This window comes from Sphingomonas endophytica, from assembly GCF_001476895.1.
GTDB classification, from domain to species: Bacteria; Pseudomonadota; Alphaproteobacteria; order Sphingomonadales; family Sphingomonadaceae; genus Sphingomonas; species Sphingomonas endophytica_A.
In genome coordinates this window covers 1-15,281 of record NZ_LDTB01000068.1, presented here as the reverse complement: position 1 = coordinate 15,281, position 15,281 = coordinate 1, and the positions used below count along the sequence as shown (strand labels likewise).

16 protein-coding genes and 1 pseudogene are annotated in these 15,281 nt (G+C 66.4%); 12 read left to right on the top strand and 5 right to left on the bottom strand.

Features of this window, described 5'->3' with window-relative positions:
* Together NS334_RS14580 and NS334_RS14575 are read left to right on the top strand one after the other, a co-directional pair.
* The coding region (locus tag NS334_RS14580) for an ATP-binding cassette domain-containing protein (protein ID WP_153002759.1) at nucleotides 1-1,006 on the top strand (1,006 nt) is incomplete at its 5' end.
* Nucleotides 1,003-2,604, top strand: coding sequence for an amino acid ABC transporter ATP-binding/permease protein (locus tag NS334_RS14575; protein ID WP_058756684.1), 1,602 nt, complete (start codon nucleotides 1,003-1,005; stop codon nucleotides 2,602-2,604). The genes NS334_RS14580 and NS334_RS14575, both read left to right, overlap by 4 nt.
* 1 nt (nucleotide 2,605) lies before the next feature.
* Here the strand turns inward: NS334_RS14575 and NS334_RS14570 are convergent, their stop codons facing one another.
* Entirely contained in the window at nucleotides 2,606-3,247 is a 642-nt protein-coding gene (locus NS334_RS14570) for a Crp/Fnr family transcriptional regulator (protein ID WP_241491970.1), read from the bottom strand.
* Nucleotides 3,248-3,284: 37 nt separating this feature from the next.
* Nucleotides 3,285-5,282, bottom strand: a complete 1,998-nt coding sequence (locus NS334_RS19160; RefSeq protein ID WP_241491969.1) for a DUF6538 domain-containing protein — start codon at nucleotides 5,280-5,282, stop codon at nucleotides 3,285-3,287.
* 272 nt (nucleotides 5,283-5,554) lie between these two features.
* Between NS334_RS19160 and NS334_RS14560 the strand changes: the two genes are divergently transcribed.
* Entirely contained in the window at nucleotides 5,555-5,794 is a 240-nt protein-coding gene (locus NS334_RS14560; RefSeq protein WP_058756682.1) for a hypothetical protein, read from the top strand.
* Nucleotides 5,795-5,805: 11 nt separating this feature from the next.
* Nucleotides 5,806-6,189 carry a hypothetical protein gene (locus tag NS334_RS14555; RefSeq protein ID WP_206542663.1) on the top strand — a complete coding sequence of 128 codons (384 nt, stop codon included), beginning with the start codon at nucleotides 5,806-5,808 and terminating at the stop codon, nucleotides 6,187-6,189.
* Nucleotides 6,190-6,198: 9 nt separating this feature from the next.
* Here the strand turns inward: NS334_RS14555 and NS334_RS14550 are convergent, their stop codons facing one another.
* Together NS334_RS14550 and NS334_RS14545 are read right to left on the bottom strand one after the other, a co-directional pair.
* A complete protein-coding gene (locus NS334_RS14550) occupies nucleotides 6,199-6,645 on the bottom strand; it encodes a DUF2306 domain-containing protein (RefSeq protein WP_342585553.1) in 447 nt (148 codons plus the stop codon).
* A gap of 65 nt (nucleotides 6,646-6,710) precedes the next feature.
* Nucleotides 6,711-7,352, bottom strand: a complete 642-nt coding sequence (locus NS334_RS14545; protein ID WP_058756686.1) for a TMEM175 family protein — start codon at nucleotides 7,350-7,352, stop codon at nucleotides 6,711-6,713.
* Nucleotides 7,353-7,710: 358 nt separating this feature from the next.
* Here NS334_RS14545 and NS334_RS18835 point away from each other — a divergent pair, with 358 nt between their 5' ends.
* The 6 genes from NS334_RS18835 to NS334_RS14515 all read left to right on the top strand — a co-directional run bounded on the left by NS334_RS18835 (nucleotide 7,711) and on the right by NS334_RS14515 (nucleotide 13,838).
* Nucleotides 7,711-8,094, top strand: coding sequence for a DUF333 domain-containing protein (locus NS334_RS18835; protein ID WP_058756679.1), 384 nt, complete (start codon nucleotides 7,711-7,713; stop codon nucleotides 8,092-8,094).
* Nucleotides 8,084-8,761 carry an RNA polymerase sigma factor gene (locus tag NS334_RS14535; protein WP_342585552.1) on the top strand — a complete coding sequence of 226 codons (678 nt, stop codon included), beginning with the start codon at nucleotides 8,084-8,086 and terminating at the stop codon, nucleotides 8,759-8,761. The genes NS334_RS18835 and NS334_RS14535 overlap by 11 nt, the downstream gene beginning before the upstream one ends.
* On the top strand, nucleotides 8,758-9,681 hold the full coding sequence (locus NS334_RS14530; protein ID WP_058756678.1) for a FecR family protein: 924 nt from the start codon (nucleotides 8,758-8,760) through the stop codon (nucleotides 9,679-9,681). The genes NS334_RS14535 and NS334_RS14530 overlap by 4 nt, the downstream gene beginning before the upstream one ends.
* A 29-nt stretch (nucleotides 9,682-9,710) precedes the next feature.
* A complete protein-coding gene (locus NS334_RS14525; RefSeq protein ID WP_241491967.1) occupies nucleotides 9,711-12,077 on the top strand; it encodes a TonB-dependent receptor in 2,367 nt (788 codons plus the stop codon).
* A gap of 118 nt (nucleotides 12,078-12,195) precedes the next feature.
* Nucleotides 12,196-12,852 carry a DUF333 domain-containing protein gene (locus tag NS334_RS14520; protein WP_083500505.1) on the top strand — a complete coding sequence of 219 codons (657 nt, stop codon included), beginning with the start codon at nucleotides 12,196-12,198 and terminating at the stop codon, nucleotides 12,850-12,852.
* Between the two features lie 218 nt (nucleotides 12,853-13,070).
* A complete protein-coding gene (locus tag NS334_RS14515; protein ID WP_058756675.1) occupies nucleotides 13,071-13,838 on the top strand; it encodes an outer membrane protein in 768 nt (255 codons plus the stop codon).
* 194 nt (nucleotides 13,839-14,032) lie between these two features.
* On the opposite strand, the gene soxR is transcribed toward NS334_RS14515, so the two are convergent.
* Entirely contained in the window at nucleotides 14,033-14,494 is a 462-nt protein-coding gene (gene soxR / locus NS334_RS17810) for a redox-sensitive transcriptional activator SoxR (protein ID WP_083500504.1), read from the bottom strand.
* Between the two features lie 66 nt (nucleotides 14,495-14,560).
* Between soxR and NS334_RS18335 the strand changes: the two genes are divergently transcribed.
* Both NS334_RS18335 and NS334_RS18330 read left to right on the top strand, forming a co-directional pair.
* Nucleotides 14,561-15,052 (top strand): hypothetical protein, encoded by a 492-nt coding sequence (locus NS334_RS18335; protein WP_153002758.1) that lies wholly within the window; start codon nucleotides 14,561-14,563, stop codon nucleotides 15,050-15,052.
* A gap of 25 nt (nucleotides 15,053-15,077) precedes the next feature.
* Nucleotides 15,078-15,161 (top strand): annotated as a pseudogene (locus tag NS334_RS18330) (IS5 family transposase); the annotation flags it as partial.
* Nucleotides 15,162-15,281: the final 120 nt, after the last annotated feature.

Below are 15,281 nucleotides of genomic sequence, written 5' to 3'. Positions count from 1 at the left end.
GTTCCTCAGCCGCCGCGCCGAGATGCGCGAGACCGAGGCGATCGGCGCGGCGGCTGAGGAACTGGCGGAGCGGACGATGCGTGTCCTGCGGATCGCCTTCCTGTCCTCCGCCGCGCTGGAGTTCTTCGCGGCGCTGTCGGTCGCCTTGGTCGCGGTCTATTGCGGCTTTTCACTGCTCGGCCTGTTGCCCTTTGCGGCCCCCGAGACGCTGACCCTGGCGCGGGCCTTCTTCGTGCTGGCCCTGGCGCCCGAATTCTACGCGCCTATGCGCCGCCTTGCCGCAGCCTATCATGACAAACAGTGCGCCGATACGGCCGCCGATACGCTGATGCCGCTGGTCGAGCCGGTGCGGGCGGTTCCCGTCGTGGCGGCGGCCCCCCTGAGCTTGCGCGATGTGACGATCCATTATCCCGGCTGCTACACGCCCGCCGTCTCGGGCCTGTCCTTCTGTGTCGAGGCGGGCGAGACGGTGGCGCTGCTGGGTCCGTCGGGCAGCGGCAAGACCAGCGTGCTGCATCTGCTGCTGGGTCTCGCGCCGCTGTCGGCGGGAACGGTCGAGGCGGGCGGTGTACCGCTCACTTCGCTGGCGGGGCAGGCGAGCTGGGTGGGGCAGCATCCCCTGCTGGTCGCGGGCACGATCCGCGAGAACCTGTTGCTGGCCTACACCCATGCGGATGACCTGGCGGTCCGGCGCGTGGTCGCGGCGGCGGGGCTGGGCCGGATGCTCGCATCCCGACGCGGCGGGCTGGACGCGCCGCTGGATGCGCGGGGGAGCGGGTTGTCGGGGGGCGAGCGACGGCGGATCGCGCTGGCCCGCGCGCTTCTCAACCCCGCCCCGTTCCTGCTGCTCGACGAGCCGACCGCGCATCTCGACGCCGGTGCCGAAACCAGGCTGATCGCGACCATCGCCCGCGCGGCGCGGGGGCGTACGACGCTGATCGCCACCCACAGCCCTGCGCTTGCCGCCATCGCGACGCGGGTCATTCATCTGGGACCTGCCGCATGACCTTGCGCACGCTGATCGCCGCCGAACGTCGCAAGGAGCGCCGCCGTTTGCGACAGGCGGGAGCGTGCGCCGCGCTGGTCGCTGCTGCCTCGGTGCTGCTGCTGTCGCTGTCGGGCTGGTTCCTGGCCGCCGCAGCCTTGGCGGGCGGGGCAGGGATCGTCGCGGCGCAGGCGTTCAATTACATGCTGCCCTCCGCCGCGATCCGCTTGCTGGCGATCGTGCGGACCGGCGCGCGTTATGGCGAGCGGTTGGCGAGCCATGGCGCGGCATTCGGGGCACTCGCCCGGCTGCGCCCCGCGCTCTATCGCGCGATCACCGCCGCGCCGCCCTCGGTCGCGCTGGCGCTTGGGCGGGGCGAGGCGACGGCGCGGCTGATCGGCGATGTCGATGCGGTGGAATGGCGCTTCGTCCGTCTGTCGGGGCCGTGGGGTGCCGTGGCGGCGTTGGCATCGGGGGCGGTGTTGACGCTGCTCGGCGGATGGCTGACGATGGGGGCGGCACTGGCCTGTGCCGGGGGAATATGGGCTCTGGCGCGTTATGGGGCGGGTCGGTTGGAGCAGCCCGGCCGCGCGGTGCAACAGGCGACCGGTGCCTTGCGCGAGGAAGTGGCGATGCTCGGCAGCGCGGCGGCGGAGTTGCGTTGCTTCGCGCTGGAGGATTGGGCGACAGCGCGTGTCGCGGCGGCGGGCGATCGCCTGTCCGAAGCGCAGGTCAGGCAGGCGGCGGTCGCCGCGTGGTTCGAGGCGTTGCACGCGAGCGGCGTGGCCGTGGCGGCGGCCTTGGCCCTGACGTTTTCATCCGGCGCCGGCGCACCGATCGCCGCGCTCGCGGCGCTGGCGGCGGCGATGACCGTCGATGGCATCGCCCCGATCCTGCGGGCGTTGACCGAGAGCGGACGGCTTCGCGAGGCGGAGGCACGGCTCGACGCGGTGTTCGATGCGGTGGAGGACGCGCCCTCCGCCATCGGATCGCGCGGCCCGTCGATCCTCATCATCGATGGCGAGCGGTTCATGCCGGGCAGCCGGATCGCGCTGACCGGACCATCGGGCTGCGGCAAGACGACATTGGTCGAAGGCTTGCTGGGGCTGCGTCCCCTACAGCCGGGCCGGATCGGGATCGATGGTCGGGATGCCGCTGATCTCGCGCCCGCGACCCTGCGCGCGATCTTTGCCTGGGCGCCGCAGGATGCCGCGCTGATGGCGAGCACGGTTCGCGACAATCTGCGGATCGCCGAGCCTCACGCGAGCGAGGATCGGCTGTGGCAGGCGCTGGGCGATGCAGCGTTGGAGGCGGTCGTGCGGGCCTTGCCCGACGGGCTCGACACATGGCTGGGCGATGATGGAGCGCGGCTGTCGGGTGGCGAGCGGCGGCGGCTGTCGCTGGCCCGCGCCTATCTGGGCGATGCGCCCTGGTTGTTGCTCGATGAACCGGGCGAGGGACTGGACGCCGATGTCGCGGCCGAGGTCGCCGGCCGCCTGGATGCGCGCCTCCGGCGGACGGGGCAGGGAATGATCCTGGTCAGCCATCGCCCCGTGCTCACCGTGCTGTGCGAGCGGCAATGGGCGGTGGATGAAGCGTCCCGCCGATCCGCCGCCTGACCTAGCCCGCGATGATGGCCAGGCGTGTCCTGTCGATCAGGCGCACGCCGCGCAGGCCGGATAGCGCGATCAGACCGTCCTGCTGGAATGCGGTCATGTGACGGCTGACGGTCTCGACCACCAAGCCCAGTGCCTCCGCCATCGCGCCACGCGACAGGGGCAGGCGGAACATGTCTTCACCGTCCGCCGCGCACCGCCGCGCCATGTCGAGCAGCAGCGCGGCGACCTGTGCGTCGGCCCGCGCGCGCGCCAGCATCGGCATCCAGCGCCGCACCTCGCCCAGCGTCGCCAGCGTCCGGCGCAGCAGTAATCGCCCGGCGGCCGGGTGGCGGACCAGCATCTCCTCCAGCGCCCGGCGCGGATAAACGCACAGATCGGCCTCGCTCAGCGCCGCGATGGTGTCGGCGGAGCGATCGGCGAAGAGCGTGCCGACGAAATCGCCGGGATAGAGCAGGCCGACGATCTGGATGCCGCCGTCCGCCTCCACGCGAGACACTTTCAGGACGCCCGAAATGAGATTGGCGCAACTGCTTGCCCGATCGCCGAACCAGCCGAAAGCCTGCCCGGCGCGCAACCGACGGCGGCGCCCGATCTGATGGAGCGCGGCGAGGGCCGTCTCGTCCAGGCCGTCGCATAAGGCCATATCCCGCGCGGCACAGGCGGCACATCGCAGCGGCAGGTCAGACGGCATGGCTGAACCGCATATCTTCCTCGTTGCGCCAGGCGTCGAAGGCGGCCGCGATGCTGCGGGCATAGGGCAGGGCGTCGGCCGCCAGCCGCAGGCGCGCGCCGTCCCAGGCGACCAAACCCACCTGCTCGAAGCGGTGAAGGCGTCCGCGAATGGCGCCCCGTTCGGGCAGGCCGTCGAGATTGGCGACGCCGTGGCACAGCAAAGCCGCGATGGCCTGGCCTCGGCGCTGGTCCAGCGGACTGCGATGGATGCCGCGTGTGGTTGCAAACCGACCCGCACCGATCGCCTGATGCCATGCGCCCGCACTCTTGGCGTTCTGGAGCAGCCGGTCGGGAAATGCGCTGATCGCGCTGGCCCCCAGTCCAATCACGATGTCGGCGGGGTCGTCGGTGAAGCCCTGGAAATTGCGGTGCAACGTTCCGTTCGCCGCTGCCCGCGCCAGCGGATCATGTGCTTGTGCGAAGTGATCGAAGCCGACCGCCCGGTAGGTGCAGCGGCCATCGAACTCTTCACCGTAGGTCCGGCGCAGATCACACTCATGGATGTCTTTGAGCGCGATCTGGCCGATCTCGCCAAGTCGTGGGCCGCCAACGACCCCGAACAGCAGGCACCAGTAGAGTTCATCCTGATAGACGTGCGGCCCCGGCTTCGCGCGTGCCGCATCACCCTTGCCCGCACAGCCGGTGAACAGCGGCGAGTCGAACAACGTCTGCATCATCGCCGAGGTAAACGGCAGGCGCGGCCGCTTCTGGCCCTTGCGCGTCTTGGAATAGCCAGCAATCTCGATGTCGGCGGCGACGTTAACGCCCTGGCCGAGATCGGACTGGATTTTGCCGAGGATCGAGCTGATCGCGCCGACATCCTTTTTGACCGACCCCGGCGCCAGCCGGTCGGGTGCGGGCTGGTTGCGGTCGCCAGCTTCCCACTCGCGGCGCGCTTTCCGCGCTGCGTCGATAACCGAGCGTAAGGTCCGCCCCGACGCGACCACGCGTGCCAGTTCGGTCTGCGGCGGTATGTCGGAAACGAGATTGCGGAATTCGATGACTTGGTCGCGGGTTATGTCGCCCACCACCACGTCGCCGAATAACGCGACAAAGCGCGCGACTGCTCGCTTCGCTTCGGTGATCGCTGAAGCACCGGGGCGGCGCTGCTCCTGCCAGTAGCGGCACGCCTCCGTCAGCGGCATGGCGAGCAGACCGTTGTGGCGACCAGGCGTCGGGGCGGCAGCTTTCGCCGGAAGGGAGGGCAGGGTGATGGGCTGCGGAGCGTTTGTCTGCGCGAACGGGATCATGGCCGCGTGAATATTGGACGGCCAGCAATCGAACCGATGCTCGGCAAGCTTGCGCAGATAGGCTTCGGCGACAGCATCATACACGTTGTCGGGCTCGAGATTAAGGCGCGGCTCGATCGACCGCATGTAACTCACCACGAACCAGATCGGCCGGAATATGCGTCGACGCAGCAGGATCGTTGCCAATTCCTGATAGACCAGCCCGTCGGCGATGCCGCGCCCTTCGAGGATCTCAGCGCGGAGCCTAAATACGTCGCGTTCGCGCTCGGCGTCGATTGATGGCACCACATCAATGATGGTCGCAGGTTCATGGACGGGTATGTCGCCCCACCATTGCGGCTGGCCGGCTTCCTCGCCGCCGGCCCATGAATCGCACACGAAGGTGGCGAGCAGATTTAGCTGCTGGCCAACGGCTGCATCCATCGATCCGCGCGCGACTGCGAGTCCGGTAAAGGCCCGATCGAGCAACCCCAGCGCTTCGACTTCCGCGCGACGACCGTTAGAGGCGCGCAACTCGCGGATGAGTGCCTTGTGCCGGGCGATCAGCATACCGCGCTTCTCCGCGGCCAGCAGCGGGTCCGTAGTGCCCAAGCTTTCCGTCCATGCGGTCTTGCCGACCATCGCTCGGAGGTCGGCCGGTACGACCATGCGGAACTGCTCGTTCTTCGATTTCTTACGCCTGACGGAATGCGACATCCGACGCCCCATATGTAGCACCCTTTTGTAGCACTGGGCGCCTAACGAAGCGTTGATTTTGCTGGAATTCCGCCGATCTCCGCTACTTAGCTGGGAGATGGTGACCCCTACGGGAGGCGTCATTAAGAAAAATTAGGCTTACCTACTAAACGCTTAGCCGTGCCGAAATTGCGACTTTGTACCACCTGTGTACCTCTATCGTAGAGACAACATACGGCACGCTGATTTCGTTTTGCAAGCGGCGTTGGGCGGGTGACGGCAAGCTTGCATTCATGGCGCTCGGCGTCTGGTCGTTCCCCGCGCGCCTGAAAGGCTGCGTCGCGCCGGTCCCGCTCGTCGAGCGGCGCGGTGACTTCGCGGGCACCCAGGTCCGCAACGTCATCGCGCCCGCGCTGGGGCGCGCCGTCATCCTGTTCAGCAACGACGCCTCGGCCGAGTTCGGCGAGGTCTGGCAGGGCAAGGGCCTGACCTTCGACCTGTTGTCTGCCGCTTTTTGTCCCGCCGCCGCCTGAAAGGTACTGACATGACCCCAACCGCCTGTCGCACGCTCCTTGTCGCCGTGCTCGGCGCGATCGCGCTTCCCGCTCTTGCTCAACAGAGGAACGAGCTTGCCGGGGAGTGGACAGTCGATCTCCGCCCGACGCCGCAGGCCCCGGCCTATCACAAGCCCATGACGATCGCCGTGGCAGCGGACGGGACGCTGACCGGCGCGTTCTACGAGCATCCGATCGACCTCGGCCGGGCCGGCGCGACCAACGGCCGCCCCTGTTTCTCCTTCCGCACCCAGGACGCGTCCGGTCCCTATCAGACCTCGAGCTGCCTCGTCGGCGACCATATCGAGGGGCAAACCTGGTCCGAAGGGCGACGCTTCGTCCTGACGTGGCAGGCGACCCGCACCCGCAAATAGTGAGAAGGCTCAGCCGAACAGCCAGGTGCCGAGCAGCCGGTGGAAGGGAAAGGTGAAGAAGCCGGCGACGAGCAGCGCGCCAATCACCATGCCGTGGACGGCGCGCCGATGCCGGGCAACGTTGTGGTGGCGCGCCGTCCACCAAATGAGCGGCACCTGCACCAGCGTCCACAGCGACAGAAGGTGGATGACGCTGAACCGCCCCGTCCCCGATACATGGATGAACAGCGAGGTGATCGCCGTCGCCAGCATCGCCGCGATCCAGACCTTGCCGATCGTCCGGTGACGCCGATCCCCGCGCACCCGCAGGAGCATGACCGGCGTCAGCGCGGTCGCGACGAGGATCGTCGCTAGGTGGACCCAGATCAGGGGCGGCACCAAGTGCCATTGCGCGTGGCCGCGGACGATCGCGACCACGGCCGCGGCGAACAGCACGACTGCGCCGATCGACAGCACCCGGTCGATCCGCTGGGGTCGAGCGACCGGGGCGCGTCCCGAAACGGCGTGAGCCACCGACGCCATCACCGTTGTCCAGCCTCGACCGGCCCCGCCGCGCGGTTTCCGAGCCGGGTCAGGATCAGGAGGACGAACGGCGTCACCACGATCATCGCGACCAGCCCGGCCGCCGGCGACACCATACCCGCCGCGAACCCGGCGCCGGCGATCACGATCGGGGACCACATCGAGCGACGTAGCTGACGGGCGTCTTCTGCCGCCTCCGGATCGTCCCGGGATAGGTGACGCATGGCGACCTTGATGACCCGCACGTTGGCGAGGCCTACGACTAGCAGGCAGGCGGTGTAGAAGCCGATCGCGACCCGCAGCAGCGAATAGTCGCTCAACACCGCGGTCGGGAACGGCATGAAGGCAATCGCCATCAGCAGCAGCAGGTTGGCGCGCACGAGCGCCGGATCGGCCGCGTCGATCATCGCCATCAAACGGTGGTGCCCGGTCCAGAAGCGCCCGATTACCAGAAAGCTGATGATGAAGCCGATGTAGTTCGGCAGCAGGTCCACCAGCGCCTGCGCCAGCGAGCGATCGATCGCTGCGTGCAGCTCGGGCAGGCGGACCTCAATCACCAGCAGCGTCATGGCGATAGCGAACACCGCATCCGAGAAGAAGGTCAGCCGTTCGAGCTTCGTGTGTTCGCGATCATTTATCATCGTCACCCCCGATCCGGCATCTTCGCGCCTCGCTCTCGCGGAGGCAATGCTAAGTACGTGACGATCGAGGCAGAAGCGTCTTTCTCCCCTCACTACTCGCAGATGAGTTGTGAGAAGCCCTCCGCTCCCGTTATTCGATGGTGTTTTGAGAATGAAAACCATGTCCGGCCATGTCACGATCGGTCCGTAGCCGAAGGTTGCCCCGCACGCATTCAGCAGCGAGGCGGTCCCTCTTATCCCCACCAGAGCAGCCAACGCCAAAGGCGCGCCAAGGCAATTCACCTTCCGCTTCGTCTGACCAGTGAAGGCGGCGACAAATTATCGCGTGCCAGGCCTTGCCGGATGAACGGGAGTTACCATGCCGATGCGTCTTTGGGTCTTTGCCGCCATGGGATCGCTGGTGTGCCTTGGCGTGCCGGCGCTCATCCTGAGCAGCGCCGAGGCGTTCGGGCAGATGACAGATGGCAACGCCGCGCCCGGTATCTGCGTCCGCGCCGGCGGGGTGGGCATCGTGGTCAACGGCGGGAGTTACTGTCGCCTGCGGGACGGGCGCCTTATCGATCAGCGACTGCTGTTTCGTCGTCGCCACGGGCGTGCGGTCATGCCCAATCCTGCCAGTGCCTATTGCGAGGAAAACGGGGGGTGGATCGAAACGGTGAACGGTCCCGGTGGCCAGACGGGCTATTGCCATTTGCCAAACGGGGCCGTCGTCGAGGAACGGACATTGTTCCGTGGCCGCTGAGGTCGCAAACGTCGCCGGCGCGACGGCGGCTGTCGGCCCCGGATATCGGCAGACGATCTCCTCGCGCCCGGGCAAGCTGAACCCGAACGGTCGAAATTCATTTCTCACGATTCATCCGGTAAGGGCCGCGGCATGGTCCAATCCATCAATGTCGGTGCCGATGTCGTCAAACGGGCTTGAAGCAGTTTATCTTGCCAATCGTGACAAACTCGTCCGGTTTCTTGCCGCACGTGGTGCGGGCGATGTGGCCGAAGACTTGGCTAATGATCTTTGGCTAAAGATATCAACGGCTTCTCCGTCGGGTCCGATCGCCAATCCACTGTCATACCTGTTCCGGGCGGCCGATACGCTGATGATCGACCGCTACCGGGCGAAACGCCAGGGGGAGAAGCGGGAGCAGGACTGGTACGAGCTTAGCGGGGATGGCGAGGCTTCGTCCGAACCGGCGGGCGAGCGGGTGATCGGCGCACGACAGGAAGTGGCGAAGGTCGCCGCGGTCCTGGCCCGACTGGGAGCCCGCCGGGAAGCCATCTTCCGGCGCGCCCGGATCGACGGCGTGTCGCAACGGCAGATCGCCGCGGAACTGGGCGTCAGCCTCAGCACGGTGGAGGCCGATCTGCGGATCGCCACCCGTGCCCTGATCGAATTGAAGGATGAACTGCAATGACCGGCAGACAGGTCGACGAACAGGCGCTGGAATGGGCGATCCGCGCCGCCGATCCGCTCTTTGACGACTGGGACGGGCTGACCGGATGGCTGGAGGCCGATCCGGGCAATCATGACCGGTATGACGATGCGCTGGCCGCCATGGCGGAGGCGCGCGATCACGTCGCCGCCATGCCCGTCCAGACCGCGCCAGTCGCGGCCAATGACGAACGGCCGGTACGCCACGGCTTTTGGCGTTGGGGCGGCAGCGCCGTCGCCGCGATGCTCGTCGCGGTCGTCGGTGTATCCGTCTGGAGCGAGCGCAGCCAGCCCTATGCGGTCGAAACTGCGCCGGGCGAACAGCGCACGCTGCAACTGGCCGATGGCAGCGAGGTCGTCCTGGCCGGCGGTTCGCGCGTGACGTTGGACCGGGCCGATACGCGGGTGGCGAGCGTCGAGCGCGGCGAGATGCTCTTCCGCGTCCGTCATGACGCCGCGCACCCGTTCCGGGTCACCGCAGGCAACACGCAGATGGTCGACCTCGGCACGGTGTTCGACGTCACGCGGGATCCGGGACGGGTCCGCATCGCCGTGGCGGAGGGGGCGGTGATGGTCGACCCGGACGGTGCGAAGCTGCGGCTCGATCCGGGGCAGGCGGTGGTGGCGAGCGGCGGGGAACTGCGTCGACAATCCGCTACGGATGTCGGCGGGTGGCGTGAGGGACGGCTGACGTTCGATAACGCGCCCTTGTCCGACGTCGCGCGCGATCTCACCCGCGAACTGGGTCGCACCGTCCGGGCCGACCCTGCACTGGCCGACAGACCGTTCAGCGGGACGATCGACATCCGCAGCCTGCGGAACGATCCGGCGCGGCTGGGTCGCTTGCTGGGCGTAACGGTTCGCATCGATGGCGAGGCATGGGTGCTGGGCGACGATCGGTGACATTCGGTGCGGCTGCGGTCGCGACAGGATTGACGCTCGCCATGATGGCGGCGGCTCCGGCGGAGGCGCAGAGCCTGTCGATCGACCTGCCTGCGGGCAGCGTCCGCGATCAGGTGACGACGCTGGGCCGCCTTGGCGGGGTCAGCGTCGTGGTGACGGACCCCCGTCTCTGGTCGAAGCCGGTGCCGCGCCTGCGCGGACGGATGAGCGCGGTCATCGCCCTTCGCCTGATCGCGGCGCGCTGCGGCGGCGAAGTCGAGGCGATCGACAGCCTGTTGTATCGGATCGTCCCCAGACGCGCCCCGACACCTCCTCCGACTCCGTACCGCCCTCACCCCCAAGCCGAAGCGGCGAAGACGCCCGAGGCCCCTCCGCCCGACATCATCGTCATCGGCAGCAAACGCGATCTACCGTTCGGCCAGACCGCCGGGCAGGTCATGCGTGTGTCGGGGCAGGTTCTCGAACTCGGTGGTGCCGGTGGAACCGAACGGCTGACGTCGCGGCTGACGACGATCGCCTCGACCAGCCTAGGGGCGGGCCGGAACAAGCTGTTCATCCGGGGCATCGCCGATTCCAGCTTCTCGGGTCCCAGCCAGGCGACCGTCGGCCAGTATTACGGCGACCTGCGGCTCGGCTACAATGCGCCCGACCCCGACCTGCGCCTCGCCGATCTGGCGGCGGTCGAGGTGTTGGCCGGACCGCAAGGCACGCTGTACGGGGCGGGTTCGATGGGCGGGCTGATCCGCCTCGTTCCCAACCCGGTCGAGTTGGACCGGACCGGCGGTTCGGTGGCGATCGGAGCATCCGCCACGGCCCATGGCGCACCCGGCTTCGACACGCAGGCCGTCCTCAACCTCCCGGTCGTCACCGATCGACTGGGAATCCGGCTGGTCGCCACGGCGGTTGAGGAAGGTGGCTATATCGACAAGCCGCTGCTCGGTCGCCGCAACGTCAATACGACCCGTATCGCCGGCGGGCGCGGCACCGTGCATCTGAACATCACCGATGGCTGGAGTGCGGAGCTGATCGGGATCGCGCAGCGTATCCGGGGGGCCGACAGCCAATATGCGGATCGCGACGCCCCCTTCCTCACGCGCAGGACGCGCGTGGTCGAGGCGTTCGACAATGATTTCGGCCAAGGGCAGTTCGTGCTGCATGGCCGGATCGGGGATCTCCGGTTGCGCTCGTCCATCGGCCTCACCGCGCTCGACTTGGTCGAACGTTATGACGCGACGACCCCCGGCGATCCCGCGACGCTCTTCGTCCAGACCAACCGCACCCGCATGGTCGCCAACGAGACACGTGCGTGGGTCACGCATTCCGACGGATCGGGATGGCTGCTGGGCGTGAGCTATACCGGCAATCGCAACCGGCTGTTGCGCTCCTTCCTCCAGCCCGGCCAGCGTTACCCCCTGCCCGGCGTGTCCAATCAGCTGCACGAAATCACCGCCTATGGCGAGGCCAGCGTCCGGCTGACCCCGGCGATCCTGTTGACCAGCGGCGCGCGGGTCAGTCGATCCGTGCTGTCCGGCGCGGCGGAGGATGCCCGGAAGCAGATCATGCCGATCGTGTCCGCCACCGCGGCGACGCGGCAGGAATGGTCCGTGCTGCCGTCCGCCTCGCTTCTCGTCGACCTGCGTGGCGGCGCATCCGCGTTCCTGCGCTACCAACAGGGCTTCCGGCCGGGCGGTCTGGCGGTCGACGACGACTATATCCGCCGGTTCGACAGCGACCGGGTCTCGACGATCGAGGCCGGCTATCGCTTCGGCCGCGCGGCGCGGGATCCCTTCGCCCTGACGCTCACCATCGCCCATACCGATTGGCGGAACATCCAGGCGGACTTCCTCGATAGCGGGAACCTGCCGTCGACCGCCAATATCGGCAATGGCGACGTCTGGACCGTGGAGGCATCCGGGGCGATCCGCCTCGCAAAGGGGTGGCGCATGGAGGGAGCCGTCTCGCTCAACGACAGCAGCGTCAACGAACGCGGTCCGAACGACCTGTCCTTGCAGGATGCGCCCGCCGCCCCGGGCAGCGGCGCGGGAAGCCTGCGCCCCATCCCCAACATCGCGGATATCACGGCACGGATCGGCATGATCTATGAGACCGCGCCCAGCGACCGGTCGCGGCTGAAGATCGATGGCTGGGTGCGCTATATCGGGCTGTCGCGCTTGGGACTCGGCCCTTTGCTGGGGGATGAACAGGGCAATTATGCCGACAGCGCCGTGACCGCGCGTATGGGCTGGGACCGCTTCGGCGTGACCGTCGGCGTGACCAATATCCTGAACGCGCGGGGCAACCGTTTCGCGATGGGAACGCCCTTCGTCACCGGCAAGGAGCAGATCACGCCCATTCGTCCGCGCACCGTCCGCATCGGACTGGACACCGCCTTCTGAAAGAAATTCTACGGGGTCGATCGCTCGGCTTCGTCATCGTCGTGCTGGCACCGTCACATGGTGAGCGTGCCATGCAAGGCGGCGGGCATGTTCAGCCATCGGCAATGCCGGTGAAGGAATGTTCCGGCTGCTGCACTTGCAAACCGAACCGGACGATCGATCCGGTTTCGCCAGTAAGGACGATAAAATGAAGTTTGTAGCATTGATGACCACCGGCCTCGCCACGGCAGGGGCAGCCATGCTGTCTGTTCCCGCGCAGGCGGTACCGGGCAAGGCCGGCCTGGCCAATCCGGCATCGGTCTATTGCGGCTCGATCGGCGGCACGTCGTTCGTGCGCAAGACGCCGTCGGGCGATGTCGGCTATTGCCGCCTGCCCAATGGCGAGGTCCATGAAGAATGGGCGCTCTTCCGTAAGAGCCAGAAGCGATCGCCCGAGCGCCGTACCGATGCGCATCTCGGCAATCCGGCCGCCGTGCATTGCGCCAAGGTCGGCGGGACGAACCTGAACCGCCGGACCGCACGTGGCGACGTCGCGCTGTGCCGGTTGCGAAACGGCAAGACCGTCGATGCCTGGGACCTGTTCCGCGGCTCCGGTGGCAAGGGGAGCAGCACGAATGGTCGCGCCGTCATGACGAACCCCGCCGCTTCCTATTGCGTGGAGCAGAAAGGCACGATCGAGGTGCGCGACGACGCGAACTACTGCCATCTGCCCAACGGACGGGTCGTCGAGGAGTGGAAGCTCTTCCGCGAGCAGCCGGCAGGCCGCGCCCGCTGAACGTCGATGGCATGAGCCGCGCCGACAGCGCGGCTCATGCCACGGCTCCGTGTTTTTCTCTCTGATATTGATCGCTAAATTGCCGGCGAAGCCATTCCGATAAAAATTTGAGGGAAGTTCCAAGGTAATTCGAAACGGGTGCCGTCTTGTGAATGTAGGGGGACGCGAACTGGTGCGACCCACTCGACCACAAGTTCCATTTCGAAGGACCAATTCCAATGACCCTGGTTAGCACCCTCGCGCCCGCCTATCGCGGTGCGCGCCGGAACCCGGCCGCCCTGTTCGCAGGCTTCGCCGCAGCGATCGTCATGGCTTCCCCCGCCGCCGCGCAGAAGGCCGAGCCAGGTGCCTATGTCGTCGCCCGCGCCGGTGCGCAGATCGACTCCGACGTGAAGCCGACCCAGGTTCTGGCCAAGGGCCAGACCGTCTCCAAGACGACACCGACCCTGCCCAAGAACATCGACCATGACGGCGGCTTCACCGGCGAACTGGGCATGGGCTATGACTTCGGCGGCATCCGCGTCGAGGGAACGGCGGGCTACGATACCGCCAAGGTCAACGCCAAGGCGCTGAGCACCAAGACATATTCGGGCGCGGGACGCACCAAGTCGTTCGATCTGGGCGTCGCCGCCTACGTCGACCTGGTCCGCGACGGCCCGTTCAAGCCGTTCGTCGGTGGCGGGGTCGGTGCCTCGCGCGTCGACTATTCGATCAGCCGCCTGATGATCGACAAGACTCCCGGGACGCAAAAGCCGATGGTCGGCATCGACGGCAAGGACTGGGGCTTCCGCTGGCACCTCGATGCCGGCGCCAGCTACGACGTGACGCCGCAGACGTCGATCGAACTGCTTGGCCGCTACTCGCAGACCGGCGGCATGAAGGTGAAGGGCGTATCGCTCGACGAAAGCCTGGTTCGCCAGACGACGGACTATAAGATGAAGAACACGTCGACCTCGATCATGGTCGGCCTTCGTCAGAAGTTCTGACCCGAGCCTCCTACCAGATGGAAGCGTCGCTCTCATTACGGGGCGGCGCTTTCGCTTCACTTCGACGCAGAGGGCGGCGCTCTCAAGCCCTTGCCGTCAAACATCTAAAGGAGGCAGCGGTTTCCCACGAGGATGGTGAAACGGGAATTTTCGAACGTTCCCAAAAGACCGTTTTAAGAACGGCGCGTCCATTGTTACCGTGCAACGGCTGCTTGCATCATGTGGAGGGGACCTGATTCTTCTTCAGCCAATCGGTCTTCGGGATTACGCAACGGACAGTCACTGACGGACAGGCAGCCACAACCGATACACGTTTCGAGTTGATCCCTGATCTGCGTCAATAGAGCGATGCGTCGGTCCAGATCTGATCGCCAATCATCCGCGAGCGCGACCCAGCCATTCTTGCCGGAAGGCATCGCAAGCAGTCGCGCCTTTATGTCCGACAGGGGTATGCCGACTGCCTGCGCTACCTTGATGATGGCAATGCGACGCAGGGTCGCACGATGGTAGCGACGTTGATTGCCTGCAGTTCGCCAGCCCTCGATCAGGCCTTGCCGTTCCCAGAAATGGATGGCGGACACCGATACGCCGCCACGCCGAGCCAGTTCCGCAACGGTAAGAACGCTTGACGGCGCTGCTGTCCGCACCTGATTCATCTGTTGACCTCAACTTAGATTGAGGTTCTATGGACGTCGGCAGATACCAGCACAGCTGGAGATGCCGTGCTTCTCGACACCACTAAAACGCACGTTGTGCGGAACCAAAATGGATGGTCCGATCTCGTCTCGGAAGGTCGACGAGCCGTTCTGACGCTCTTGCTACTGGGCTGCTGGGTGGTTGCGGTAGACTCGCTTGTGGTCGCTACCATCCTGTCGAGCGTTGGCACCTCGCTCGGTGGCTTTGCCTGGTTCGGCGCGGCATCGGCGATATTTCTGACCGGACTTGTCGTTGCTGCCGCCTCGTCGAGTTGGCTCGCAAATAGCGTCGGTTTGAGAACCGCCATGCTCTTGGCGGGGCTTGGCTTTGCGGCCGGATGCGGCATCAGCGCTGTAGGCGATCGGATGGCGTGGTTCATTGCCGGACGGGCCCTCCAAGGCTGTGCTGCCGGATGGGTAAGCGGTTTGATCTATATATCCGTTGCGACGTACTTCCCGGGCTGTCATCTGCCGCGGGTTCTAGGGTCAGGACCCATTGATGTGAGGGCAACGATCTGATTCAGGCTCCGTGAGGAGACTGGTGATGAGCGACCTGTTTTGGCTGACCGACGAGCAGATGGATCGGCTGCGTCCGTTCTTTTCCAAGAGCCACGGCAAGCCTGACGTGACCCCCGTTTCTTCATCCACTTGGAGCTAGAGACCGGCCCATCGAAGGGACGGACGGAATGAAGCGGAAGCAGTTTTCGGAAGAGCAGATCATCGGCATTCTGAAGGAGGCCGAGGCGGG